At 67.6% G+C, this 21,290-nt stretch carries 25 protein-coding genes; 14 read left to right on the top strand and 11 right to left on the bottom strand.

Annotated elements, in window-relative coordinates; genetic code table 11:
* Positions 1-20 precede the first annotated feature (20 nt).
* The 3 genes from FOH10_RS03285 to FOH10_RS03275 all read left to right on the top strand — a co-directional run bounded on the left by FOH10_RS03285 (position 21) and on the right by FOH10_RS03275 (position 3,238).
* The gene (locus FOH10_RS03285) at positions 21-977 is read left to right on the top strand and encodes a helix-turn-helix transcriptional regulator (protein ID WP_143979574.1); all 957 of its coding nucleotides are present in this window, start codon (positions 21-23) and stop codon (positions 975-977) included.
* 102 nt (positions 978-1,079) lie between these two features.
* Positions 1,080-1,760 (top strand): PadR family transcriptional regulator, encoded by a 681-nt coding sequence (locus FOH10_RS03280; protein WP_244961567.1) that lies wholly within the window; start codon positions 1,080-1,082, stop codon positions 1,758-1,760.
* Entirely contained in the window at positions 1,757-3,238 is a 1,482-nt protein-coding gene (locus tag FOH10_RS03275; protein WP_143979573.1) for a DHA2 family efflux MFS transporter permease subunit, read from the top strand. The genes FOH10_RS03280 and FOH10_RS03275 overlap by 4 nt, the downstream gene beginning before the upstream one ends.
* On the opposite strand, the gene FOH10_RS03270 is transcribed toward FOH10_RS03275, so the two are convergent.
* The 4 genes from FOH10_RS03270 to FOH10_RS03255 form a co-directional block, all read right to left on the bottom strand.
* On the bottom strand, positions 3,219-3,839 hold the full coding sequence (locus tag FOH10_RS03270; RefSeq protein WP_143979572.1) for a Uma2 family endonuclease: 621 nt from the start codon (positions 3,837-3,839) through the stop codon (positions 3,219-3,221). The genes FOH10_RS03275 and FOH10_RS03270 overlap by 20 nt on opposite strands.
* A gap of 115 nt (positions 3,840-3,954) precedes the next feature.
* Positions 3,955-5,469, bottom strand: a complete 1,515-nt coding sequence (locus tag FOH10_RS03265) for a molybdopterin-dependent oxidoreductase (RefSeq protein ID WP_303628251.1) — start codon at positions 5,467-5,469, stop codon at positions 3,955-3,957.
* A gap of 340 nt (positions 5,470-5,809) precedes the next feature.
* On the bottom strand, positions 5,810-6,328 hold the full coding sequence (locus tag FOH10_RS03260; protein ID WP_143979570.1) for a DUF4442 domain-containing protein: 519 nt from the start codon (positions 6,326-6,328) through the stop codon (positions 5,810-5,812).
* A gap of 24 nt (positions 6,329-6,352) precedes the next feature.
* Positions 6,353-6,913, bottom strand: coding sequence for a CGNR zinc finger domain-containing protein (locus tag FOH10_RS03255; protein WP_143983829.1), 561 nt, complete (start codon positions 6,911-6,913; stop codon positions 6,353-6,355).
* Between the two features lie 92 nt (positions 6,914-7,005).
* Between FOH10_RS03255 and FOH10_RS03250 the strand changes: the two genes are divergently transcribed.
* Positions 7,006-7,899 (top strand): alpha/beta fold hydrolase, encoded by an 894-nt coding sequence (locus tag FOH10_RS03250; RefSeq protein ID WP_244961563.1) that lies wholly within the window; start codon positions 7,006-7,008, stop codon positions 7,897-7,899.
* Between the two features lie 116 nt (positions 7,900-8,015).
* Here FOH10_RS03250 and FOH10_RS03245 read toward each other — a convergent pair whose 3' ends face one another.
* Positions 8,016-9,119, bottom strand: coding sequence for a DUF1152 domain-containing protein (locus FOH10_RS03245; protein ID WP_244962036.1), 1,104 nt, complete (start codon positions 9,117-9,119; stop codon positions 8,016-8,018).
* A 69-nt stretch (positions 9,120-9,188) separates the two neighbouring features.
* Here FOH10_RS03245 and FOH10_RS03240 point away from each other — a divergent pair, with 69 nt between their 5' ends.
* The 5 genes from FOH10_RS03240 (at position 9,189) to FOH10_RS03230 (ending at position 10,903) form a co-directional block, all read left to right on the top strand.
* The gene (locus FOH10_RS03240; RefSeq protein ID WP_143979567.1) at positions 9,189-9,938 is read left to right on the top strand and encodes a GntR family transcriptional regulator; all 750 of its coding nucleotides are present in this window, start codon (positions 9,189-9,191) and stop codon (positions 9,936-9,938) included.
* A 173-nt stretch (positions 9,939-10,111) separates the two neighbouring features.
* The gene (locus FOH10_RS03235; RefSeq protein WP_143979566.1) at positions 10,112-10,363 is read left to right on the top strand and encodes a helix-turn-helix domain-containing protein; all 252 of its coding nucleotides are present in this window, start codon (positions 10,112-10,114) and stop codon (positions 10,361-10,363) included.
* 2 nt (positions 10,364-10,365) lie between these two features.
* Positions 10,366-10,530, top strand: a complete 165-nt coding sequence (locus tag FOH10_RS34670) for a hypothetical protein (RefSeq protein ID WP_186000697.1) — start codon at positions 10,366-10,368, stop codon at positions 10,528-10,530.
* A gap of 2 nt (positions 10,531-10,532) precedes the next feature.
* Entirely contained in the window at positions 10,533-10,709 is a 177-nt protein-coding gene (locus tag FOH10_RS34665) for a hypothetical protein (protein WP_186000696.1), read from the top strand.
* Positions 10,706-10,903 (top strand): hypothetical protein, encoded by a 198-nt coding sequence (locus FOH10_RS03230; RefSeq protein WP_143979565.1) that lies wholly within the window; start codon positions 10,706-10,708, stop codon positions 10,901-10,903. Before FOH10_RS34665 ends, FOH10_RS03230 begins: the two co-directional genes overlap by 4 nt.
* A 179-nt stretch (positions 10,904-11,082) precedes the next feature.
* On the opposite strand, the gene FOH10_RS03225 is transcribed toward FOH10_RS03230, so the two are convergent.
* Positions 11,083-11,544, bottom strand: a complete 462-nt coding sequence (locus tag FOH10_RS03225) for a hypothetical protein (protein WP_143979564.1) — start codon at positions 11,542-11,544, stop codon at positions 11,083-11,085.
* Between the two features lie 604 nt (positions 11,545-12,148).
* Between FOH10_RS03225 and FOH10_RS03220 the strand changes: the two genes are divergently transcribed.
* From FOH10_RS03220 to FOH10_RS03200, 5 genes are all read left to right on the top strand, one after another.
* The gene (locus FOH10_RS03220; protein WP_221937920.1) at positions 12,149-12,838 is read left to right on the top strand and encodes an ATP-grasp domain-containing protein; all 690 of its coding nucleotides are present in this window, start codon (positions 12,149-12,151) and stop codon (positions 12,836-12,838) included.
* 108 nt (positions 12,839-12,946) lie between these two features.
* On the top strand, positions 12,947-13,264 hold the full coding sequence (locus FOH10_RS03215; protein WP_143979562.1) for a hypothetical protein: 318 nt from the start codon (positions 12,947-12,949) through the stop codon (positions 13,262-13,264).
* Positions 13,265-13,596: 332 nt separating this feature from the next.
* Positions 13,597-13,872 (top strand): RNA-binding protein, encoded by a 276-nt coding sequence (locus tag FOH10_RS03210; RefSeq protein ID WP_143979561.1) that lies wholly within the window; start codon positions 13,597-13,599, stop codon positions 13,870-13,872.
* A gap of 86 nt (positions 13,873-13,958) precedes the next feature.
* Positions 13,959-14,654 carry an ANTAR domain-containing protein gene (locus FOH10_RS03205; RefSeq protein WP_143979560.1) on the top strand — a complete coding sequence of 232 codons (696 nt, stop codon included), beginning with the start codon at positions 13,959-13,961 and terminating at the stop codon, positions 14,652-14,654.
* A gap of 129 nt (positions 14,655-14,783) precedes the next feature.
* Positions 14,784-15,530, top strand: a complete 747-nt coding sequence (locus FOH10_RS03200) for a GAF and ANTAR domain-containing protein (protein WP_143979559.1) — start codon at positions 14,784-14,786, stop codon at positions 15,528-15,530.
* Positions 15,531-15,545: 15 nt separating this feature from the next.
* Here FOH10_RS03200 and FOH10_RS03195 read toward each other — a convergent pair whose 3' ends face one another.
* From FOH10_RS03195 to FOH10_RS03175, 5 genes are all read right to left on the bottom strand, one after another.
* The gene (locus FOH10_RS03195; RefSeq protein WP_143979558.1) at positions 15,546-15,965 is read right to left on the bottom strand and encodes a VOC family protein; all 420 of its coding nucleotides are present in this window, start codon (positions 15,963-15,965) and stop codon (positions 15,546-15,548) included.
* A 94-nt stretch (positions 15,966-16,059) separates the two neighbouring features.
* Positions 16,060-17,850: an AMP-dependent synthetase/ligase gene (locus FOH10_RS03190; RefSeq protein WP_039816863.1), complete on the bottom strand. Its 1,791-nt coding sequence runs from the start codon at positions 17,848-17,850 to the stop codon at positions 16,060-16,062.
* Positions 17,851-17,975: 125 nt separating this feature from the next.
* Positions 17,976-18,890 carry an alpha/beta hydrolase gene (locus tag FOH10_RS03185; protein WP_039816901.1) on the bottom strand — a complete coding sequence of 305 codons (915 nt, stop codon included), beginning with the start codon at positions 18,888-18,890 and terminating at the stop codon, positions 17,976-17,978.
* Between the two features lie 8 nt (positions 18,891-18,898).
* Complete coding sequence (locus FOH10_RS03180; protein ID WP_029931494.1) at positions 18,899-19,729, bottom strand: SDR family NAD(P)-dependent oxidoreductase; 831 nt, start codon at positions 19,727-19,729, stop codon at positions 18,899-18,901.
* Between the two features lie 29 nt (positions 19,730-19,758).
* A complete protein-coding gene (locus FOH10_RS03175) occupies positions 19,759-21,279 on the bottom strand; it encodes a flavin-containing monooxygenase (protein ID WP_143979557.1) in 1,521 nt (506 codons plus the stop codon).
* Positions 21,280-21,290: the final 11 nt, after the last annotated feature.

Here is a 21,290-nt window from a genome sequence, read left to right as displayed (position 1 = left end):
ATTGGAGGTGCAATCGAGAAATGTTGGAAACGTCCGCCCGATTGCTCCGTCTGCTCTCCCTGCTCCAGTCCCGCCGCGACTGGACCAGCGCCGAACTGTCCGATCGCCTGCGCGTCACCACGCGCACCGTCCGCAAGGACATCGAGCGCCTGCGCGAACTCGGTTATCCGGTCGAGGCCCGTCCCGGCGTGGACGGCGGCTACCGGCTCGGCGTGGGCGGCGCGCTACCGCCGCTGCTGCTCGATGACGACGAAGCGGTGGCGGTGGCCATCGGATTGCGCACGGCCGCAACGGGTTCCATTGCGGGCATCGAGGAGACATCCTTGCGCGCGCTCACCAAACTGCAGCGCATCCTCCCCGCCCGCCTGCGCCACCGGGTGAGCGCCTTCGGCTCGCACACCCTGCCGGTTCCGGCCCGTGGGCCGCTGGTCGACCCCGAGGTGCTCACCGTGCTCGCCGGGGTCTGCCGCGACAACGAGCGGCTGCGCTTCGACTACAGCTCGCACTCCGGGGCCGACACCCGACGCGAGGTGGAGCCCTATCGCCTGGTCAGCCATCGGCAGCGCTGGTACCTGCTGGCCTGGGATCGCGGACGCGACGACTGGCGCACCTTCCGGGTGGATCGCATCCGCCCGCGCACGCCCACCGGACCGCGTTTCACCCCCCGCGCACTGCCGCCCGATCACGAGATCAGCGCACGGGTGGAGCGCGGTGTCGGCGAGGGCACCTGGCGGTACCGGGCGCGGATCATCGTGCACGCCCCGGAAAGCCATGTGCGGGAGCGACTTCCGATTCCGGTGGAGATCGAGGCACTGGGTCCCGACCGGTGCGCCTTCACGCCGGGCTCCGACCATCCGCTCCAGCTCGCCCTGTACGTGGGCATGCTCGACGCCGACTTCGAGGTGGTGGACGCGCCGGAACTGGCCGACGCGCTGCGCACCCTCATCGCGCGTTACCGCCGGGCGCTGCCGGACTGAGCGCGTGAAGGCCCTCACACCGCCTTGTCGCCCCGAGATTCCGCGCCGTATATTCCACATGGAATATTTGGTTTCGGGGCATCCACTGGGAGGAATCCGACGGTGGCAAGGAAGGCGGCGGGCGCGGCGCTGACGCCGATGGCGATCGCGGTGCTCGCCCTGCTGGAGGAGCGGCCGATGCATCCGTACGAGATGTATCAACTGCTCATGACCCGGCGTGAGGATTACCTGATCAAGATCCGCCCCGGCTCGCTGTATCACACCGTGGACCGCCTCACCCAGCACGACTTCGCGGCCGCCGAGGGCACCGACCGCGCCGGAAACCGCCCGGAGCGCACCATCTACCGGATTACCGACGCGGGCCGCGCCGCCCTGCGCGGCCAGATCACCGAACTGCTGCGCCGACCGCTGCGCGAATACCCGATGTTCCCGGTGGTGCTGGCCGAATCCCACAATCTGCCCCGCGAGCAGGTGCTCGCGGCGCTGCGCGAACGCATCACCTGGCTGAGCGGTGACATCGCCGAACTCGACGCCCTGCGCGACTGGGTACGGCACAGGAGTGTGCCCCGCCGCTACTGGATGGTCCTGGACTACCTGCGCGCCCAGCGGGCCACCGAGATCGGCTGGCTGCGCGATTTCGTCACCGAACTGGACAGCGACGAATTCCCTTGGGAGGCATTCGATCCGGAGACCGGCGAGCGCCTGCCCGCTACCGACGAGCGACTCGGGCACGATTGGGCCGCCTCGATCTCCGACGACATCTTCGAGGAACGAAACTCATGACCACTCATCGCAATCCGTGGCTGGCGCTGTACGCGCTGGTCGTCGGCTTCTTCATGATCCTGCTGGATATGACCATCGTGGCGGTGGCCAATCCAGCGATCATGACCGACCTGCACGCCGACATCAACAGCGTCATCTGGGTGACCAGCGCCTACCTGCTCACCTACGCGGTTCCACTGCTGGTCACCGGACGACTCGGAGATCGCTTCGGCCCCAAGAACATCTATCTGCTCGGCTTGGCCGTCTTCACCGGCTCCTCGCTGTGGTGCGCCATGTCGGGCTCCATCGAGATGCTGATCGCGGCGCGCGCGGTGCAGGGTCTCGGCGCGGCCCTGATGACCCCGCAGACCATGGCGGTCATCACCCGCACCTTCCCGCCGGACAAGCGCGGCGCGGCCATGGGACTGTGGGGCGGCGTCGCCGGTCTGGCCACGTTGGTCGGCCCGATTCTGGGTGGCTTCCTGGTGGATTCGCACGGCTGGGAGTGGATCTTCTACATCAACGTGCCGGTCGGCGTCATCGCCTTCGGTCTGGCCGTCTGGCTGGTGCCCGCCCTGGACACCCATTCGCACAAGTTCGATCTGGTGGGCGTGGTGCTCAGCGCGGTCGGCATGTTCCTGCTGGTCTTCGGCATTCAGGAGGGCAACAGCCGGGATTGGGACGCCGTCATCTGGGCGCTGATCATCGCCGGGCTGGTGGTGCTCGGGTTGTTCGTGATCAATCAGGCTCGCAATACCGGGGAACCGCTGGTGCCGCTGAGCCTGTTCCGGGATCGCAACTTCGCGCTGTCCAATCTGGGCATCGCCGCCATGGGCGCGTCGGTGACCGCGATCTTCGTGCCGTTCTACTTCTACCTGCAACAGGTTCGGGACCTGTCGCCGACGCGTTCGGCGCTGGTGCTGGCCCCCATGGCCATCATCACCGGTGTGTGCGCGCCGATCATCGGCAAACTGTCGGATCGGACGCCGCCGCGCCTCCTCCCGACCGTCGGTTTCGCCCTGTTCGCGACCACCACCTTCGGGTTCGCGATCTTCATGACGCCGGATACGCCGATTCCGGTGTTCCTGGTGCTCGGTGGCATCGCCGGTATCGCCAACGCGTGCATCTGGGCGCCGCTGGCCACCACGGCCACCCACAATCTGCCGGTGCAGCAGGCCGGAGCGGGAGCCGGCGTCTACAACACCACGCGTCAGGTGGGTTCGGTGCTGGGGTCGGCCGCCGTGGCCGCGCTGCTCTCGGCGCGCATCGCGGCGCAGGGGCTACCGTCGGACAGTCCGATCGGTGAGGGCGCGCCGGGCATGGGAGCGATGCCGCCGGAGGTGCTGGACAAGCTCAGCACCGCGTTGAGCCAGTCCATGTACCTGCCCGCCTGCGTGCTGCTGATCGGGGTGGTGGCCGCCGCGCTGTTCGTCGGCCGCCCCGGCTCGGACCAGCCGAAACCCGAACCGGCGCGCGCGGTCAGAGCAGCAGACCGGTGAGGCGGTGCCAGTCCACCCGGATCTCGATCGGCATCTCCACCAGCGTCGACTCGACATCGGCCTTGAGCCGCTTGTGCAGCCGGTACTGGCGCAGCACCAGCACATGGATGTCGATGGACGCCACCCGCTCGCCGTCCATCCGCACCAACCAGTACCAGGGGATGCCCGCCAGCGCGTATTCGGCGGTCTTGTCGGCGGTGTCCACACGTTCGGTGGCCGGGGACACCACCTCCACCGCGATCTTGATGCGGGCGGCGGGCATGGGGCCGAAATCGGAGGGCTCACCGCAGAACAGCGCCACGTCCGGGCGACGCACGGTGACGCGCGGCAGATCCCACAGCAGCACATCGAGATCGGTCGCCACGAACAGCCAACCGTCGTTGTAGCGGTTCATATGCTTCTCGGCCGCGGTCTCCAGCATGGACGACAGTCGCCGCGCCGCATTGCGCTGCGCGAGGGTGGGTTTGTCGGCCCGCACGGCATCACCGTTGACCACCTCGACGAGTCGGCAGAACTCGCGCGGCAGCTTCTTCCAGATATCGAGGGTGATGGGCTCGGGCTGGAGGTTCTCCGGCCGAGCCCAATCCAGTACACCGGTCATGCACGCTCCTCGGGTGGGCGTCGACGGCCGGAAGAGATACTAAGCCCACACCACCGCGGGAAGACCGGTAGTTCGGTACGGCGTGCCGTATGTCCGATTGCCGGTCTGAATTCGGCTATCCGACCCGGACGGTGACCGTGGGATGCCCGGTCGCGCCGTCGGGCACCACGTCCCGGCGTTCGGCGGACTGCACCGCGCCGGTGCCGTCGGTGGCGCGGGCGGTGACGGTGTGCTCGCCGGGCGTGGCGTCCCACTCGAAGACCCACTGCCGCCAGGTGTCCACCGACGGTTCGGCGGCCAACCGGGCGGGCTGCCAGTCACCGTCGTCGATGCGCACCTCCACGGCGCGGATGCCGCGATGCTGCGCCCAGGCGACACCCGCGACGACCACCCGCCCCGGGCTCAGGAGGGAGCGGGAGCGCGGGGTGTCGATGCGGGTGCCGGTCTTGATCGGTCCGCGCGCCGACCAGCCGCGCCGGGTCCAATACGCCTGGGCGCGATCGAATCTGGTGACCTCCAGTTCGGTGACCCACTTGGTGGCGGAGACGTAGCCGTACAGGCCCGGGACCACCAGCCGGGCCGGATAGCCGTGCGCGACCGGCAGCGGTTCACCGTTCATGCCGACCGCGAGCATGGCGTCGCGGCCGTCGGTGAGCACCGACAGCGGACTGCCCGCCGTCCAGCCGTCGGCACTGCGGGAGAGCACCATATCGGCATCCGGATGCGGCCCGGCCTCGGCGAGCAGTTCGTCCAGGCGGTACCCCAGCCAGCTGGCATTGCCGATGAGGTCGCCGCCGATGGGGTTGGACACGCAGGCGAGCGTCACCAGCCGTTCGATGGCGGGCCGGGTCGCCAGATCGGCGTAGCCGAGCCGGATTTCCCGATCCACCATGCCGTGAATGCGCAGCGACCAGTCGTCCTTGCTCACCTGCGGCAGGATCAGCGCGGTGTCGATCCGGTAGAAGTCGGCGTTGGACGTGACATACGGCGTCAACCCCGGTAGCCGCAGATCCGCCTCCCCCTCGAGCACCGTCACCGGCCCGCTCGGCGGCGGCAGCGTCACCGCCGCCCGCTCCCCCGACACATCCCGCGACCGCGCCCCCAACCACCGGCCGACCACCCCGGTCGCCACCGCCGCCGCACCCGCGACCGCGATCCCGCGCACCACCACCCGCCGGTCCATGCGGGCCGAATCGGCAATTCCGGGGTGCGGCCTCGAGACGGGTCCGGCCCCGTCGAAGTCTCGCGATCCAGCGTCCGCACGCCCGGCGAGGACGCCGCCGGCCGCCGCACCGCCGGTCGGGCCGGGTGCCGTGCCGCCCGATCCGGCGAGGTCACTCCCCGCCGAGCGGCCGGGCGGCTCGGGGAAGGTGGTCGCGCGGCCGGTTCCGGCAGCGCTCGTACGCGCCGCTGGGTCTTCGATTCGGTGGATCAGCGTGCGCAGCACCGTGATTCCGGCGAGCACGCCGATTGCCGTTGGGAGCGCCCAGGTCCACGCCGCCTGCGGGCGGTCCAGGGCGGCAGCGGTCGCCAGCACGCCGAAGGCCCCGAACAGGATCGATCCGAGCGGCCGGCGCACCCGTTCCAGCAGGCCCGCACCGGCGGCCACGGTCACCGCGACCGCGCCCATGATGAGGTACAGCACGAATTTGTCGCTGGTGCCGAAGGTGTCGATCGCCCACTCGCGCACCGCGTCCGGGGTGTGGTCGACCACCCCGGCCCCGACGGCGGCCAGGGGCGCGCTCTGCACGGCGACGATCGCGGCGAGCAGTTCGGCCACGCCGAGGATCGCCCCGGCCGCCACGACGCCGCTCGCTATCCGCAGTTCCCGTTCGGCCACGCAATCGACCCTACTGCCGGTGCGAGCCGCTGAGCTGCGGCGAGTTGTGACATTACGGTGACGTCGGGTCGAGGGCGGCCGGGACCCGGCACGTGCGAGCACACCCTGCGCCGCGGCGATACGGGACAGGTCAGGGCGATGCGGGTGCGCCGTGCTCCCGCGCTCGCCGCACATACAGCCGCTGGCTGGCCCGCGCGACCAACTCCCCGTCGGCATCCACGATGCGCGCCTCGTGTTCGGTCTCGGATTTGGAGCCGTCGGCGGTCCGTTCCCGGATCTCCTCCACCAGTGCGCGCGGCATCTCCATGGTGGCGTACACCGTGCCACGGCCGGGCCGCACGAAGTCGATCTCGGCGGTGGTGTTCCACACCCGGTACGCGCCGCCGAGCTGCCCCTGCGCCATCATGCCGAAGAAGGGATCGGTCATGGCGAACAGTGACCAGCCGGGTGCCGCCCCATTGTGGTTGGAGTTCCACCGCCGCACCCGCAGGCGCACGGTGACCGAGGTCCAGTCGTCGGCGAACGGCTCCACGTGGACGCCCAGAAACAGCAGGGGCGGAGCGAGACTCATGACCTTCGCGAGCCGGCGCGGGGTCAGCAATCGTGCCGAGATGCCGCGCTCACCGAAACCGACCGTGCTCGATCCCATTTCGGCAGTCTAGGTCGGGACCGGTCAGCGCGCGTCGCCTTTGTGTCGCTGGTAGTAGCGGGCCACGCGGGCGCGGTTGCCGCAGCGGTCGGGGGAACACCACTGGCGGCGCGGATGGGCGGGCAGGAAGAGCATGACGCAATCGTCTGCGGCGCAACGCTTCACCCGTGTGAGGGCGGGGTCGGTGAGAAGATCCACGGCGGCGTCGGCCAAGGTCGCGGCCAGGTGGGCGGTCGGGTCGCCGATGCGGCGCGGGGCGGCGGTGAGGGTCGCACCGTTCCAGTCCAGCCGGCGGACGGCGGGTGCGGCGGATTGCGCTTCGTACAGTCCGCGCAGCGCCGCCGCCGGGGGACGGCGTTCGCGCAGCAGGGCGTCGAGTACGGCGGCGGTGTGCTCGCGGACGGCCCGCACCGCCGCCAGTTCGGCGGGTCCGGGATACGTGTTCACCGGTTCCGGCAGCCGGTCGCCCTCCAGCCGCAACCAGTTCCCCAACTGCTCCGGGGTTTCCAGCAGGTCAGCGCCGACCGGCCGGGTGTTCACCAGGTCCAGGGCCAGTGGTTCGCCGATCAGCGGTTCGAGCTCCATCACTCCCTAATGCTAACTCAAGCCGTTGACACATTAGAAGGCCATGGGCTAGAAACTAATGCATCATCTCCACGAGAAAGCATGTGAATAGCGTGAGCGCTCTCCCCCTGGTCCAGTACCGCACTCGCACCGTCGACGACGTCGAGGTCCACTACCGCGAATCGGTCCCCACCCGCGCCGACGCGCCCGTCCTGCTGCTCCTGCACGGCTTCCCCTCCGGCTCCCACCAGTTCCGTCGCCTCATCGACCTGCTCGGCGACCGCTACCGCCTCATCGCCCCCGACTACCCCGGTTTCGGAAACACCGTCGCCCCAGCCGATTTCGACTACACCTTCGACCGTCTGGCCGATATCACCGAGGGATTCGTCGAGAGTCTCGGCCTGACCCGTTTCGCCATGTACGTCTTCGATTTCGGTGCACCGGTCGGCTTCCGCCTCGCCACCCGCCACCCCGACTGGATCTCCGCCCTCGTGGTGCAGAACGGCAACGCCTACGAGGCCGGACTTTCCGACGGCGCAAGGGATTTCATCGCTCTGCGCCCCGACCAGGACGGCGCGGAGGCCGCCATCCGCCAACTGCTCACCCTGGAAGGCACCCGAGGCCAGTACGAACACGGCGTCCCCGACCCCACCCTGCTCTCCCCCGACAGCTGGACCCTGGACCAGCACTACCTCGACCTCCCCGGCCGCAAGGAAGCCCAACTCGCCCTGGCCTTCGACTACCACTCCAACGTGGCCCGCTACCCCGAATGGCAGTCCTGGCTCCGCACCCACACACCCCCCACCCTCATCACCTGGGGCGCGAACGACCCCTTCTTCCCCGCCCCCGGCGCCCACGCCTACCGCACCGACCTCCCCGACGCCGAACTACACCTCTTCGACACCGGCCACTTCGCCCTGGAAACCCACCTGTCCGAGATCGCCCCGCTCATCGCCGACTTCCTCGACCGAGTCCACACACCCGCCGTTCGGTCCGTTCGGAAGTGAATCGGCTGTCACCACAACCCTGTCGGTGCCGGCCTCGAAGGACCCGAAACACCCACTAACAGCCCGCCAGCACCACAATCGTCAGGAGCAGTTCCATGATCGAAGACGCGGAAAGCTTACAAACCGCTGCTAGCCGCACCGACTCGATACAGCGGCGGATAGAAGTTCCCGGGGCGCTGCGAGGCCAGGAGCTCCCGCAGCTTCAGGGTGGTGGCCGGACTGATGGCATGGACCAACTCGGCGACGCGTCGCAAAGTAAGCGCATCAACACCGCGGTCCCGCGCATGCCTGCCGTACGCGTCGATGACGTTCAATGATTGGGGGGTCGGCACACGGACTTCGGAATGCTCGCCGGCAGCCTTGCGGCGTTCGATATCGAGTTCACTCCGGCCGCCGCGGCGATTTCGCAACATCTGCTCCGCCTGGTCCAGACTGTTCGTCGATGTGAGGAGCCTTGCCAGTGATGACTTCGTCAGCGCCTGACCGTCCACTTCGTAGATCCCGGTCGTATCGTCGGTCAGGTCTATGACCGCGCGACGCTGGGTCTCAACCGCGCCCCGCCAGCCGTCGGCCGCCATCGCGAGCAGCGAGGTCGCCTCGGATGGGTGCCAGGACCAGAGGTCCGCGAACGGCGCAGCATCTACCGGTGTCAGGCTCGCGACCTGGCACGCGCCCAAGTCCGCGAACCGCGCGTGCACCTCGCTCGGCAACAGCTCGCCATCGACGCCGGGGCCAGCGACCAGCACCCGAGTGGGGAGCCCGGTCATCATGGCAGCGGCGAGAGCGAGTGAATCAGCCAGCGGACTGAGAAGTCCACTCTCGTGGCCTTCGGCGATGATGTCACCGCCGACGTCGACCACTATCAGCTCGTCGGCGCTGAACATCTGCGCCGCTTTAACGATAGTTGCGGCCATCCCGGCCGCGCCGTTCTCCGCCTCGAGCAACAGCAGCGGGTGCGCCATGCTGCCCGCCAATCGCGGCAGCGTGGACGTCCCTTTCCGCAATGTGGACGTCTCCGAGATGGTCGCTACCCCGCAATGTTCGACCAGCCCCTGAAATTCGGCGCGCGTTCGCGGGCCCGGCGCGGGGTCCATCATGAACCGATCCCACGAATAGCTCATGATCGCGCTAACCCGCAGTTCCGGCATGGCAGCGGCGAGCATGGCGGCGGTGATGGCGTCGCCTCCACCACCAGCGGCGATCGCTAACGCGGCATGCATCACTACCCCGACATCTGCTTCAGGTCCGTATAGTGGCTAGTGGCATATGGTACTCACCGAAGGATTGCGTTGCCAGAAATCGAGGAGGTACTTCCCAAGTACCTACAGATCGCCGGACACCTCCGCGACCAGATCGTGCGAGGCGATCTCGCACCGGGCGACGAGGTCCCCTCCGAACGCGAACTGGCCACGGATTGGAAGGTGGCGCGCCCGACCGCGGCCAAGGCGTTGCAGGTGCTCCGCCAGCAGCGACTGGTCGAAAGCCGGCGGGGGTCGGGCACTTTCGTACTGGAGCCGCACGCGGCGCCGCGAGCCCGTGAGCGATACGAGCGCGCAGCAGCAATGGGCACGATGTACTCGCCGACAGAGAAGGTCGAGTTCGCCTCGGCAAGCATCCTGGACGCTCCGCCGCACGTCGCGTCAGCCCTGGGGCTCGAGGTTGGCGCACAGGTAGCGCAGCGGCGTCGCATCATCCGGAACGTGATCAGCGGCCCGACCGAGCTGTCGATCTCATGGTTCCCCGCCGCGTTTACCAAGGATGCGCCACGACTCCTCGACACCACCGAGGGGATTCGCGGCGGGACACTTCCGTACCTGTCGGATGTCTTCGGCCTGCGGTCCCTGTATGCACGCGACCAGGTGTCGGCGCGACTGGCCACCGACGAGGAGCGTGAGGTGCTCGGTCTGCCGAACCCGTCAGCAGTGCTGGTCTACTGGCTCGTCGCGTACGACAGCGGAGATAGCCCGATCGAGTTCGACGAGGCCGTGTATCCGCCCGACCGGTGGGCTTTCCGGCAAGAGTTCCCAGTCACCGTCTAGGGCCTGGCCGATTACCCGCCCGCTCCGGAATTTTTCCACTCTTTACTAAGTGGCCTATGCCACTAGCCTTGGTAGTGGCATAGTCCAGATGCGGCCCCGGTGTCGGGTGAAATCGACGCCCCGGCACCAGGGCCGCACTCATATCCGCCACGGCACACACCGGAGGAACCGGTATGAACACGACCGAGGCGCGTGTCCTCGCCGCACTCGCCCCAGGCGGCCATCTCACCGCCGACCGCATCGCTGACAGCGCAGACATACCCACCAGAGCCGCCCGCCGCGCCATCGACCGCCTCGCCTACCTGGGACTGATCGTCACCGGCGTCGGCATATGGCGTGAGACCTGGATGCTCAGCCGCCGCGGCCGCGCCTACATCGAGACACCGATCGGCCGTGCACACCTCGACGTCCCAGCGGGAGTGTGACCATGGAACTCCTCGCCTTCGTCCTGCTCATCGCGGGCATGCTCGCCTTCGCCGCTACCCACGGCCACCAGCCGCCCCGCCACCGCCACGGCCTGCCGTTCGCGCAGCTCCAGGCGCGGCTGGAGGTTGAGTCGCAGCGCACCTACCTGCCATTGCGAGGGTGGTGACGATGCGGTTCGAGTACCTCGATCACCACAACCGGGAATGGGCGCGCCGTGACCCCCGCCTGGCCATGCAGGTGCACATCGACTGCCACCCCGACACGTGCGGGACCAAGGCTGCCGCGTGGACGGTGCTCGTGGACGCCGGGAAGATCGTGCCCGACTCGAGCCGGAGCCGCGCATGACTGGGCACATCTCCTACCAGCACCGTGACGACGGCATCTGGCCTGTCGGCGAGGACGGCTGGCCCGTCACCACCGAGGAGCTGCGGGAGCTGGGCGCCGAAGTACGGGACGCGCTCAGCCTGCTGGCCGGCCCTGAGGTGATCGACGTCGAACCGGAATCCGTGGTCGACATCAACGCCGGGGACCGACCGTGAACGACGCCACGATCAAGGCGCTGTCCCGGGCATACGACAGGTACCTCGCGGGGCCGAGCCACCGCCACCGCGATCGCCAGGAGAAGCTTCATGATCGACGGCCCCAACCCCGAGACCTCCCACCTGCCGGCAGCCACCGCAAGGCATCAATCTCCAACCCTCCCAGACGCACGGACACGTCACGGGAGCTCACTGACCAGCCCTACGGCGACCCGCAACTGCAGGGGCAGTTCCTTGTCCTCCTGCCCCACGAACACGCCGATCCATCGCTCACCGCGCCGCCAAATCCGCAATGCCGGAATGTAGTCCGCAATCATCCGCAACACCGGCGCGTACTCGGCGACCTGGACCGGAGGCGGAAGATCGGAGTCGCCCCACAGCGTCAGCAGTTCACCCTCGCCCCAGCGTTCCCGCAAAGCCGTCTGTAGGTCAGCGAGGTCCGAGTCGTATCGATGCTGCGCCGCCCAGTACGCCTCCAAGTCATCATCGAGGTCGAAACAGTCGTCGGTGCAAGCGAGGTCCAGCAGGTGGCACCCCGGTCCGGATTGATCGGCGGCAAAGCAACCCTCATCGACCTTTTCCTTCGGGAATGGACGGTCCAGAGCGTCGTCGATGGCGGCCAGAGCGGTTGCGAGGTTCATCGTTACAGTTAATCTCAAGCATCGTTACTACGACAGCCGACAACGCTTTACATGTCACATCACACATGCCTCCACAGCCAGAAGGCTAATATTTGGCTAACACACCCCGGCACACTGCGCCTCTTAGGGAAACCAGAACTGGCTTCTGCCTGCTAGTCGGCAGCGCATCACGCCCACGCCACGTCACAACTCCCGGCCTGGGGCGGCGAACGCCCGATACTCACCGGGCCGCGTGAGGTCTTCGACAGATACTTCGCTACCGAACAGGCCGCCCTCGATGACCATCCCGAACCGGTCCCAGTGCACCAGGTGGACACCATGTACTACCGGGTCGCAGACGACATCGGGAGGGCATTGGGCGCGTTCATCACGCAGAGAATCGACGACTACACCGAATCCTGAGCCGCGAAAGCCATGATCGTCCGCCAACCGCACGAACCGCACCGGATATCGCGGTCGAATCTCGAATCATGTTCTGCCCCATCCCGGTTGCATACGGCCCGCCGCATAGCATCTCGTCATGCGACCGCAATGGATCATCGATCTCCACGAGGACTTCCCCGGCTCCGCTCTCATCGCGGCCGCGCTCGACGACCCGCTGATCGTGGAACCGCATGATGCGATGATGGGCCGCTGGCCGGGCGTCCACGAGGGCCGCGCGGTCGTCGGGTACGGCACGATGCCGACGATACGGAGCCTCCGTCGCGTTCCAAGGCTCGGTGAAGCGGTGTTCGACGACTACGCGACGCTGCGCTGCTCGTTCTACTACCGCCACGTGTACGACCTGCTCGGACGGACCGCCGTGTTCGTGCCGTTCTCGGCGGTTCCCCAGCTACCGCTCCGGCGCATGGTCGGAGGTGACCGGGTCTTCGTTCGCAGCGATACGAACTACAAGTTGTTCCCCGCCGGCGTGCATGCGATCGCGGAGCTGGGGCGCTGGCTCCAGACGTACGACCAGTACCGCGACGAGCTCGTCGTCGTCTCCGAGGTCGTGAGCTTCGAGCGTGAGTTTCGGTGTTTCTGCCGTAACGGCCGATTCGTCTGCGGAAGCTCGTATCCGATCGAGCCGTACCTTCCGGTCCCGGATGACGTCCGCGGGTTCGCGGAGGCCGCGGCGGCACGACTACTCCCCCACGGTTCCACCATGGTCACCGTCGACGTCGGCGTGGGCCGCGACGGCGCGCTCCGACTGGTCGAGATGGGCGGTGTGAACAGCTGGGGCATCTACGGCTCGCACGTCGCAGACTTCATCGCCGCGATGGAAGCCGAGGCACTCGCTCGCGCCGACGTGTGATGACGTTCCGGGGACATGGCGGCGTCGCACCATTGCCCGAGGCGATTCAGTAACACGACAGCTATCCCGGTCCGATGTGTCAGACATCACCCATTCAGGAGGTTCGGGATGTTATCTGCGAAGCGACTTGCCGCCAGCGCCGTCGTAGCCGGCGCGACCGCGGCCACCGTACTCGCCGGTGGTGGCACGGCACAGGCTGACGTGCCGGTATGGCAGGCGAACTGTCACGTGTACAACATCTTCAACACCGGCGGGATGTCCACCTGCGAGCTGCCGACCTGGCACCAGGTGAAACTCACCTGTGTCGCCTGGCCAATACCGTTCATCTACTGGAAGTACGGCCCGGCACACTACGGGCAGAACCAGTCCTGGGCCAGCTGCGACTCGCTGAACGCACTGGTGGGCATCGAGGTCATTCAGGCGTAGGCCGGGCACCGCACCGACGCGAACGGCGTGCTCACCACAAGCACGCGCAGCCGGCTTCTCGATCCGGCCCGCACTGACGGCGGGCGGGAATCAGGGTCGAGTGGAATGCCTTTCGTGACGGGGGCCGGGTGGAATACGATGGGACGGTGAGACTTCCGCATTGATGCGGGGGTGTTCTCTTCGACAGTTCCGTCTCCGGACCTTGGTCGGTTTGCTGTCCTGCCTCGATTGCTGGGTGGTGAACGGCCATGATGGCGTGGACCGGATTCGGCTGGACGTCGACAGGTCTCGGTACGGAACGGGCGCGCTGCTTTCCGGCGTGGTCTGTCACGGTGGTCACTGCCGATGGTGAGCGATCGCCGGATACCGGAGTAGTGGTGGCCGCGGATCTGGAGTTGGCGGCGGCGCAGTTGTGCCTGCACCTGGATAGGGCAGCCATCGGCAGCAGACGCAGCTTTCTGCTGGCCACCCGCGACACTCTCGACCGGCGTAACGGTCAGGTGCGCTATCTCGCTCCGGTGCACCGTGATCCAGGCACCGGGGCCGCGAGCTACGGCGAGTGGACCGCCGCAGACGATGTCGCCGCAGCGCTACGGGAGCTACGGTGAGCGAGACACAGACGGTCGCCGTTCGATTCATGTCGGCTGTGCGACGCGCGGAGGACGACCCTCTGGGCCCACGGGGGGCGAATCTGTTGAGCAGGGTGTCCGCGCAACTGCTTCCGGCGGGGCGGACCGCGATCATGGTGTGCACGGGTGGGCAGAACTGGGAGATGCTCGGCGCGTCCGACCCGATCGCGACCCTGTGGGCGCAGCTGCAGGTGGCCGCCGGAGAAGGCCCCGGCCCGACGGCGTATTCGCTCGACGCGCCGGTGCTGGTGCCCGATCTCGGTGCCGCGCTGGCCGGTGGGCGCTGGCCATTGCTGGCGATGTCCGGAATCGGGGAACGCGGCGGTGCGGTGTTCTCGTTTCCGCTGCACCAGGGCGCGATTCGAGTCGGAACGTTGGACCTGTACACCGATACCCCGATGGCCCTCGACCAGGCCGGGTTCGCCAGCACCGTGGAGATCGCCGACCTGGTCACCGTGATCCTGCTCGCGGGTGTGCGCGCCTGGGCGCGAACAAGCGACAGCAACGGGTCCACGCCCGGCAGTGAAGGATTGGGTCCGTGGTGGGAGGTGGCGGTCTCCACCCGTGAGATCCATCAAGCCACCGGGATGGTGGCCGTGCAGTTGGGTGTCGATATCGCCGACGCCTATTCCCGGATCGTCGCCCGCGCGCTGACCGAGGGGCGCCCCATCGAGATGCTCGCCGCCGATATCCTCACGCGCCGCATCCGCTTCGACCCCGGCGACTCCGAACCGGGCCGATACGACCCCGACGTGCTGTGACGGATGTCGAAGGTCCCGCTGGTCCGTGCCATCGGGACGCTGTGCCCGCCGCGCGCACAGTGCATCGTGAAGTGATGAACGTGCAGCCGAGCGACATCGAGCTGCGGTCACCGGGAGGCGGATCAACGGATGGCAAGCAGGGAATCGAAACTGCTCACCGCGCTCGTGCGGATGGCCGACTCGCTGGTCGAAGGCTATGACCCGATCGAGATCGCCCAGCAACTGGTGGACGTCATCGTCGAGGTGCTGCCGGTCGACACCGCCGGGTCGATGCTGGCCGACCACCGCGGCCGGCTGCATGTGCTGGCCTCCACCAGCGAGGCGACCCGGCTGCTGGAACTCTTCCAAATCCAATCCGATGCCGGGCCGTGCTTGACCGCCTATCAGGAAGGCGTACCGGTGCTGGTGCCGGACCTCGGCGCACAACGCGAACGCTGGCCCGCCTTCGCCGACCGTGCCCGCGCCGAAGGCTGGGCATCGGTCTACGCACTGCCGATGCGACTGCGCACCGACCGTATCGGCGCGATCAACCTCTTCGCGTCCCCCCGAACCGGCCAGGTCGGCACCGCCGATATCACCGCCGCTCAGTCCCTGGCCGATGTGGCGACCATCGGAATCCTGCACGCCCGCACACTGGCCGATTCGGTGTCGGTGTCCGCGCAACTCCAACGCGCCCTCAACAGCCGCGTGGTGATCGAACAGGCCAAAGGCATGCTCGCCGAACAAGGCCACGTCACCCTGGATGCCGCATTCGCCGCGCTACGCACCTACGCACGCAACACCAACACTCGCATACTCGACCTGGCGATGGCCGTCATCGACTACCGCGTCGACATGACCACCATCATCACCCACCGCCCCGGCCAGGCGCAGTGACCTCGCCACGTTCGACTATTCGACCGGGCTGAAGCCCACCATCCACGGCACCCCGAACTTGTCGGTCACCATGCCGAACGCCTCCGACCATTCGGTCTTGCCGAAGGGCATGGTGATCTCGCCGCCCGCGGCGAGTTCGGTGAAGATGCGTTCGGCTTCCTCGCGGAGGTCGAGGTCGACGGAGACGGCGTAGGGCGGGTTGGTGGTGTCGACGGACTGGCCGGGTGGGCAGTCGGAGGCCATGAGGAGGTGGGCGGTGCCGCGTAGCGGGAGGGCTACGTGGGCGATGAGGTTCTTGGACTCGGTCGGGAGTTCGTCGCCGCCGCCCATCTCACCGAAGCGGGTGATGTCGAGTTCGCCGCCGAAGACGCTCTGGTAGAAGGTGAACGCCTCCTCGGCGTTGCCGTTGAAGAGCAGGTACGGATTCAGGTTCACGGTATGCCTCCTCACGTGCTGATCGGTCGGGCAGACGGCAGCGGCCGCCGCCCCCGCAATGGAGACGACGGCCGCGGCCGAAACTCATCGGTGTTCAGCTGTAGATCGCGTCCACGTCGGTGGCGTACTGCTTCATGACCACGGCGCGCTTGAGCGACATCTTCGGGGTCAGCTCGCCGCCCTCCTGGGTCCAGTCGACCGGCAGGATGCGGATCTTCTTGATGGCCTCGGCGTGCGACACCAGCTTGTTGGTGGCGGCCACCGCCTCGTTGATCTCCGCGACCAGCTTCGGGTTCTCGATGATCTGCTCCATCGCGGTGTCGGCCGGAACGCCGTTGCGCTCCTTCCAACCCGGCAGTGCCTCCTGGTCGATGGTGATGAGCGCGCCGACGAACGGCTGTCCGTCACCGACCACCATGACCTGGCTGATCAGCGGATGCTGACGCAGGGAGTCCTCGAGCAGCGCCGGGGAGACGTTCTTGCCGCCCGCGGTGACGATGATCTCCTTCTTGCGACCGACGATGGAGATGAAGCCCTGCTCGTCGATGGCGCCGAGGTCACCGGTCTTGAACCAGCCGTCGGCGAACGCGTCGGCGGTGGCCTCCGGGTTGTTCCAGTAGCCCGCGAACACGACCGGACCCTTGATGAGCAGCTCGCCGTCCTCGGCGACCTTCGCACCGTGCCCCGGCAGCGGACGGCCCACGGTGCCGACCTTGATGTTCTCGGGGGTGTTCACGCTGACGGCGGCGGTGGACTCGGTCAGACCGTAACCCTCGTAGATGGTGACGCCAGCGCCGCGGAAGAAGTGGCCCAGGCGCGCACCCAGGGGTCCGCCGCCGGAGACGGCGGAGGCGCAGCGGCCGCCCATGGCCTCGCGCAGCTTGCCGTACACCAGCTTGTCGAAGACGGTGTGCTTGAGCTTCAGCACGAAACCGGGGCCGCCGTTCTGCAGCGCCTCGGAGTACTGCACGGCCACGTCGGCGGCGGCGTCGAAGATCTTGCCCTTGCCGCCGTCGTGCGCCTTCTGCTTGGCGCCGTTGAACACCTTCTCGAACACGCGCGGCACCGAGAGGATGAAGTCCGGCTTGTACTTGCCGAACTGCTCTACCAGCGTGGACCAGTCGGCGGTGTGCGCCACGGTGACACCGGCGTCGAACGCGGCCAGCGCCACGGCGCGGGCGAAGACGTGCGCCAGCGGCAGGAACAGCAGCGACTTGCGGTCGGGCCGCAGGAATTCGCTCATGGCGGAGCGGTCGGCGGCCGACTCGGCGTAGAGGTTGGCGTGCGAGAGCATGACGCCCTTGGGGCGGCCGGTGGTGCCGGAGGTGTAGATGAGGGTGGCCGGGGAGGCCGCCTTCACCTGGGCGCGGCGCTCGTGCACCACGCTGTCGTCGAGGTCCGCGCCGCGCTTGATCAGCTCGGCGACGGCGCCGCCCTCGATCTGCAGCACCTCGTTCAGCTCGCCCAGACCGCCCTCGATCTCGCCGATGGTGGCGCGATGCTGCTCGTTCTGGACGATGATCAGCTTGGTGGCCGAGTCGGACAGGATCCAGCGGCACTGCTCGGCCGAGGAGCTGTCGAAGATGGCGACGGTGCAGCCACCGGCGGCCCAGATGGCGAAGTCGAGGACCACCCACTCGTAGCTGGTGGCGGCCATGATCGCGACGCGGTCGCCGAGCTCGATGCCGGAGGCCACGAAGCCCTTGGCGACATCGGTCACGGTCTTGGCGAACTCGGTGGCCGTGACGTCGTTCCAGCCGCCGTTACCGTCCGGGGTGTTGAAGACGACCAGGTTCGGCGTCTCCTTCGCATGCCGGAACGCGCCGTCCGACATGTTCGCGTTCTCCGGAATGGTGTAGGTAGCCGGGACTTCGAACTCTCGCATCGCTGCCCTTCCACAGTGGGTTAACTCGCCAGTAATTTACGCCACGCTTCGGCGCAGCGCCCGGCGGGACCGGCGGAACACGTTCCGCGGTAGGCCGCCGGGCCGGGGTCACAAGCGCTCGGACACTAGCCTATGGACCGGGTTTGAGCAGGTCGCAGGGCCTGCCGCAGGAATACCGCGAGCTCGCGGGTCACCTGCGCGGCGGCTTCTACCAGAGTTGCCTGCGCTTGGGAGACGTGCCAGAGCCCACGGCTCTCGCTGAAGTCGACCGTAACACCGGAAGATTCCAGTTTCGTGACCAACCGCAGGCACTGACCGTGCAGCAGTTCGTCCACGTCGGCCTGCACATAGGTGGGCGGCAGGCCGTGCAGTTCGGCGAGCAGCGGCGCGTAGCCGGGGTCGAGCCCGTCACCGTCCCCCAGGTAGGCGTCGGCGCAGGCACGCGACCACGGCTTGGTGAGCACGAGATCGCTGGAGCGCTCCGGGATCTCGTTGGGATCGGTCCACGGCGCGATCAGTCCGAGCGCGGCCGGGGTGAACCCGTGCCGGTCCCGCAACCGCAGCGCCAAGGCCATCGACAGTCCACCACCGGCCGAATCACCGGCCACCGCAATGCGTTCCGGCCGGTAACCGGTGGCGACCAGATCGAGGAAGGCGGCTTCGGCGTCGTCGAGCGCGGCCGGGAACGGATGTTCGGGCGCGAGCCGGTAGTCCGGCACGTGCACCCGGCAGCCGATCTCCCGGGCCAGCACCGCGGCCAGGGCGCGGTGCGTCACCGGTGAACCGACCGTGTAACCGCCGCCGTGCAGGTACAGCACCGTGATGGCATCGGAAACCGGTCCGGCGGTGAGCCTTTCGGCGGGCCGCTCGCCCAGGCGGATGCGTTCCACCCGGGTGCCGCGCGGCAGCAGCTGTCCGGCCGCACCGGCGTCCATGAGCCGACGCTGCACGGTGAACGGCAGTCGGGCGTTGAGCATGACACGGAACAGCGGACGGAGTACCGCGCGGGCGACGGGCAGCGGCAGCGAGATCTCGGGCATGATCACTTTCAGGGCAGAGCGCGCTTCTGCACGACGGCGGCGATGCGCTGGTAGTACGAGGCGGTGGTACGCACGAACAGGTCCAGAACCTTTGCCTCCCAACCGATCAGCACGCGGCCGTGGCCCTTGCCGACGCCGTTGAGAATGGTTTCGGCGGCCATCTCGGGGGTGTGCATGGCCAGCTTGCTGTCGAAGAGGGCGGCCAGATTCTTCTGATCCAGGCCCTCGGCGACGGTGGCGTTGCGGGCCACGGCGGTCTTGATGCCGCCGGGGTGCACGCAGGTCACCTTGACCGGGTCACCGCTCATGAGCATTTCCTGCCGCAGCGCCTCGGTGAAGCCGCGCACCGCGAACTTGGCGGCGTTGTAGGCACTCTGGCCGGGGACCGCGATCAGCCCGAACAGGCTGGACACGTTCACCACGTGGCCCGCGCCGGATTCGATCAGATACGGCAGAAAAGCCTTGGTGCCGTTGACGACTCCCCAGAAGTCGACGTCCATGATGCGCTCGATGTCCTTGAACTGCGTCGCGATCACGTCGCCGTGGTGGGCGATACCGGCATTGTTGTAGATCTGGTTGACCTTGCCGAAATGCTCCTTGACCTGGTCGGCGTAGAGCAGCACGGCCTCGCGCTCGGCCACATTGAGCCGGTCGGACTTGATCTGCACGCCGAACTTCTCACAGCGGCGCACGGTTTCGGCCAGGCCCTCGGTATCGATATCGGAGAGCGCGAGTTTCGCGCCGCGCCGGGCCAGCGCCTCGGCGAGGGCGCGACCGATGCCGGATCCGGCGCCGGTGATCACGCAGACCTTGTCCTGGAAGTAAGCGTCGTTGCTCACGGTCACTCTTTCGGTTGGGGTGGACGGATTCAGGATGCCTTGGCGACGGCGGCGGTCGTGGTGTCGTAGGCCGCCACATCGAACTTCTCGAGCAGACTACGGAACCGGAAGGTGAAGTCCGGCCACAGCGTGGTGTTGTTGCCGTGCTTGTCGAGATACCAGCTGGCGCAGCCGCCGGTGCTCCACACGGAACCGACCAGCTTCTTCTGCAATTCGGCGTTGAAGGCGTCCTGCACGTCCTGACGCACCTCCACGGTGCGCAGCCCCTGCTTGTCGATGGTGGCGACCGCGTCGGCGATGTAGTTGATCTGCGATTCGATCATGTACACCATCGAGGTGTGCCCCAGACCCACGTTCGGGCCCAGCAGGAAGAACATATTCGGGTAGTTGTGGATGGTCGAGCCCTTGTAGCCCTGCTGGCCGGTGGCGTCGAAGACCTCGGCGAGGGTGCGGCCGTCACGACCGGCGATGGTCTCGAACACCGGGGAGTCGGTGACGTGGAAGCCGGTGGCGACCACGATGGCGTCGACCTCGCGCACCGTGCCGTCCTTGGTGACGATGGAGTTGCCGGTGATCTCCTTGATGCCGTCGGTGACCACGTCCACATTGTCGCGCGAGAGCGCCGGGTAGTAGTCGTTGGAGATCAGCATGCGCTTGCAGCCGATGCGGAAGTTCGGGGTGACCTTGCGGCGCAGTTCCGGATCGCGCACCTCGGCGAACAGCTTGGCGCGGGCGATGGTCTCCAGGATGCGCATGGCGGGCGGGAATTTCGCCAGGCCCACCACCTGGGTTTCGCGGGCGGCGTAGATGGCGGCGCGGGAGAGCGCCTGCACGCCCGGAATGTACTTGAACGCCAGCTTCTCCGGGGCCAGGTAGGGCCGGTCCATGCGCGGCAGCAGCCACGGCGCGGTGCGCTGGTACACGTCCAGGTGTGCGACCTGCTTCGCGATATTCGGCACGATCTGGATCGCGGAGGCGCCGGTGCCGATCACGGCGACCCGCTTGCCGGTGAGGTCGGCGTCGTGGTCCCAGCGCGCGGAGTGGAATATCTCACCCTGGAACTCGTTGATGCCCTTGATATCCGGCAGGTTGGGCTCACACAGCGCGCCCACGGCGGAGATCAGGATGTCGGCGGTGAACGCGCCCTGGCTGGTCTGGATCTCCCAGCGCGCGGCGGCGTCGTTCCACTGCGCACCGGTCATCTCGCAGCCGAAGATGTGGCGGTCGCGTACCCCGTACTTGTCGGCGACGCCCTGGATGTAGCGCTGGATCTCCGGCTGCTTGGAGAACGAGCGGCTCCAGTCCGGGTTGAGCGCGAAGGAGTACGAGTACAGCTGGGAGGGCACGTCGCAGGCCGCGCCCGGGTAGGTGTTGTCGCGCCAGGTGCCGCCGACATCGTGTCCGCGCTCCAGCACGAGGTAATCGTTGTGCCCCTGCTGGCTCAGGCGGATCGCCATGCCCAGACCGGAAAACCCGCTGCCCACGATGATGATGCGGGAGTGACGGGCAGGCCGGTTGCCGACAGCTTTGTCTGTAACCTTGCGACTCATATAAGCGAGCG

This window comes from Nocardia otitidiscaviarum, assembly GCF_007362295.1.
GTDB classification, from domain to species: Bacteria; Actinomycetota; Actinomycetes; order Mycobacteriales; family Mycobacteriaceae; genus Nocardia; species Nocardia otitidiscaviarum.
Note: the sequence above shows the minus strand (reverse complement) of the source record. Positions and strands in the feature narration are given on the sequence as shown.

Excerpts from the sequence above, each read along its gene's own strand:
- FOH10_RS03235 (WP_143979566.1), top strand. The coding sequence starts at position 10,112 with ATGAACACGACCGAGGCGCGTGTCCTCGCCGCACTCGCCCCAGGCGGC.
- FOH10_RS03230 (WP_143979565.1), top strand. The coding sequence starts at position 10,706 with ATGACTGGGCACATCTCCTACCAGCACCGTGACGACGGCATCTGGCCT.
- FOH10_RS03265 (WP_303628251.1), bottom strand. The coding sequence starts at position 5,469 with ATGGGCGCGGTCGCGGTGACCGTGGCCGCCGGTGCGGGCCTGCTGGAA.
- FOH10_RS03225 (WP_143979564.1), bottom strand. The coding sequence starts at position 11,544 with ATGAACCTCGCAACCGCTCTGGCCGCCATCGACGACGCTCTGGACCGT.
- FOH10_RS03215 (WP_143979562.1), top strand. The coding sequence starts at position 12,947 with ATGTTATCTGCGAAGCGACTTGCCGCCAGCGCCGTCGTAGCCGGCGCG.
- FOH10_RS03185 (WP_039816901.1), bottom strand. The coding sequence starts at position 18,890 with ATGCCCGAGATCTCGCTGCCGCTGCCCGTCGCCCGCGCGGTACTCCGT.
- FOH10_RS03285 (WP_143979574.1), top strand. The coding sequence starts at position 21 with ATGTTGGAAACGTCCGCCCGATTGCTCCGTCTGCTCTCCCTGCTCCAG.
- FOH10_RS34670 (WP_186000697.1), top strand. The coding sequence starts at position 10,366 with ATGGAACTCCTCGCCTTCGTCCTGCTCATCGCGGGCATGCTCGCCTTC.
- FOH10_RS03175 (WP_143979557.1), bottom strand. The coding sequence starts at position 21,279 with ATGAGTCGCAAGGTTACAGACAAAGCTGTCGGCAACCGGCCTGCCCGT.
- FOH10_RS03260 (WP_143979570.1), bottom strand. The coding sequence starts at position 6,328 with ATGGGATCGAGCACGGTCGGTTTCGGTGAGCGCGGCATCTCGGCACGA.
- FOH10_RS03200 (WP_143979559.1), top strand. The coding sequence starts at position 14,784 with ATGGCAAGCAGGGAATCGAAACTGCTCACCGCGCTCGTGCGGATGGCC.
- FOH10_RS34665 (WP_186000696.1), top strand. The coding sequence starts at position 10,533 with ATGCGGTTCGAGTACCTCGATCACCACAACCGGGAATGGGCGCGCCGT.
- FOH10_RS03270 (WP_143979572.1), bottom strand. The coding sequence starts at position 3,839 with ATGACCGGTGTACTGGATTGGGCTCGGCCGGAGAACCTCCAGCCCGAG.
- FOH10_RS03190 (WP_039816863.1), bottom strand. The coding sequence starts at position 17,850 with ATGCGAGAGTTCGAAGTCCCGGCTACCTACACCATTCCGGAGAACGCG.
- FOH10_RS03275 (WP_143979573.1), top strand. The coding sequence starts at position 1,757 with ATGACCACTCATCGCAATCCGTGGCTGGCGCTGTACGCGCTGGTCGTC.
- FOH10_RS03245 (WP_244962036.1), bottom strand. The coding sequence starts at position 9,119 with ATGCATGCCGCGTTAGCGATCGCCGCTGGTGGTGGAGGCGACGCCATC.
- FOH10_RS03255 (WP_143983829.1), bottom strand. The coding sequence starts at position 6,913 with ATGGAGCTCGAACCGCTGATCGGCGAACCACTGGCCCTGGACCTGGTG.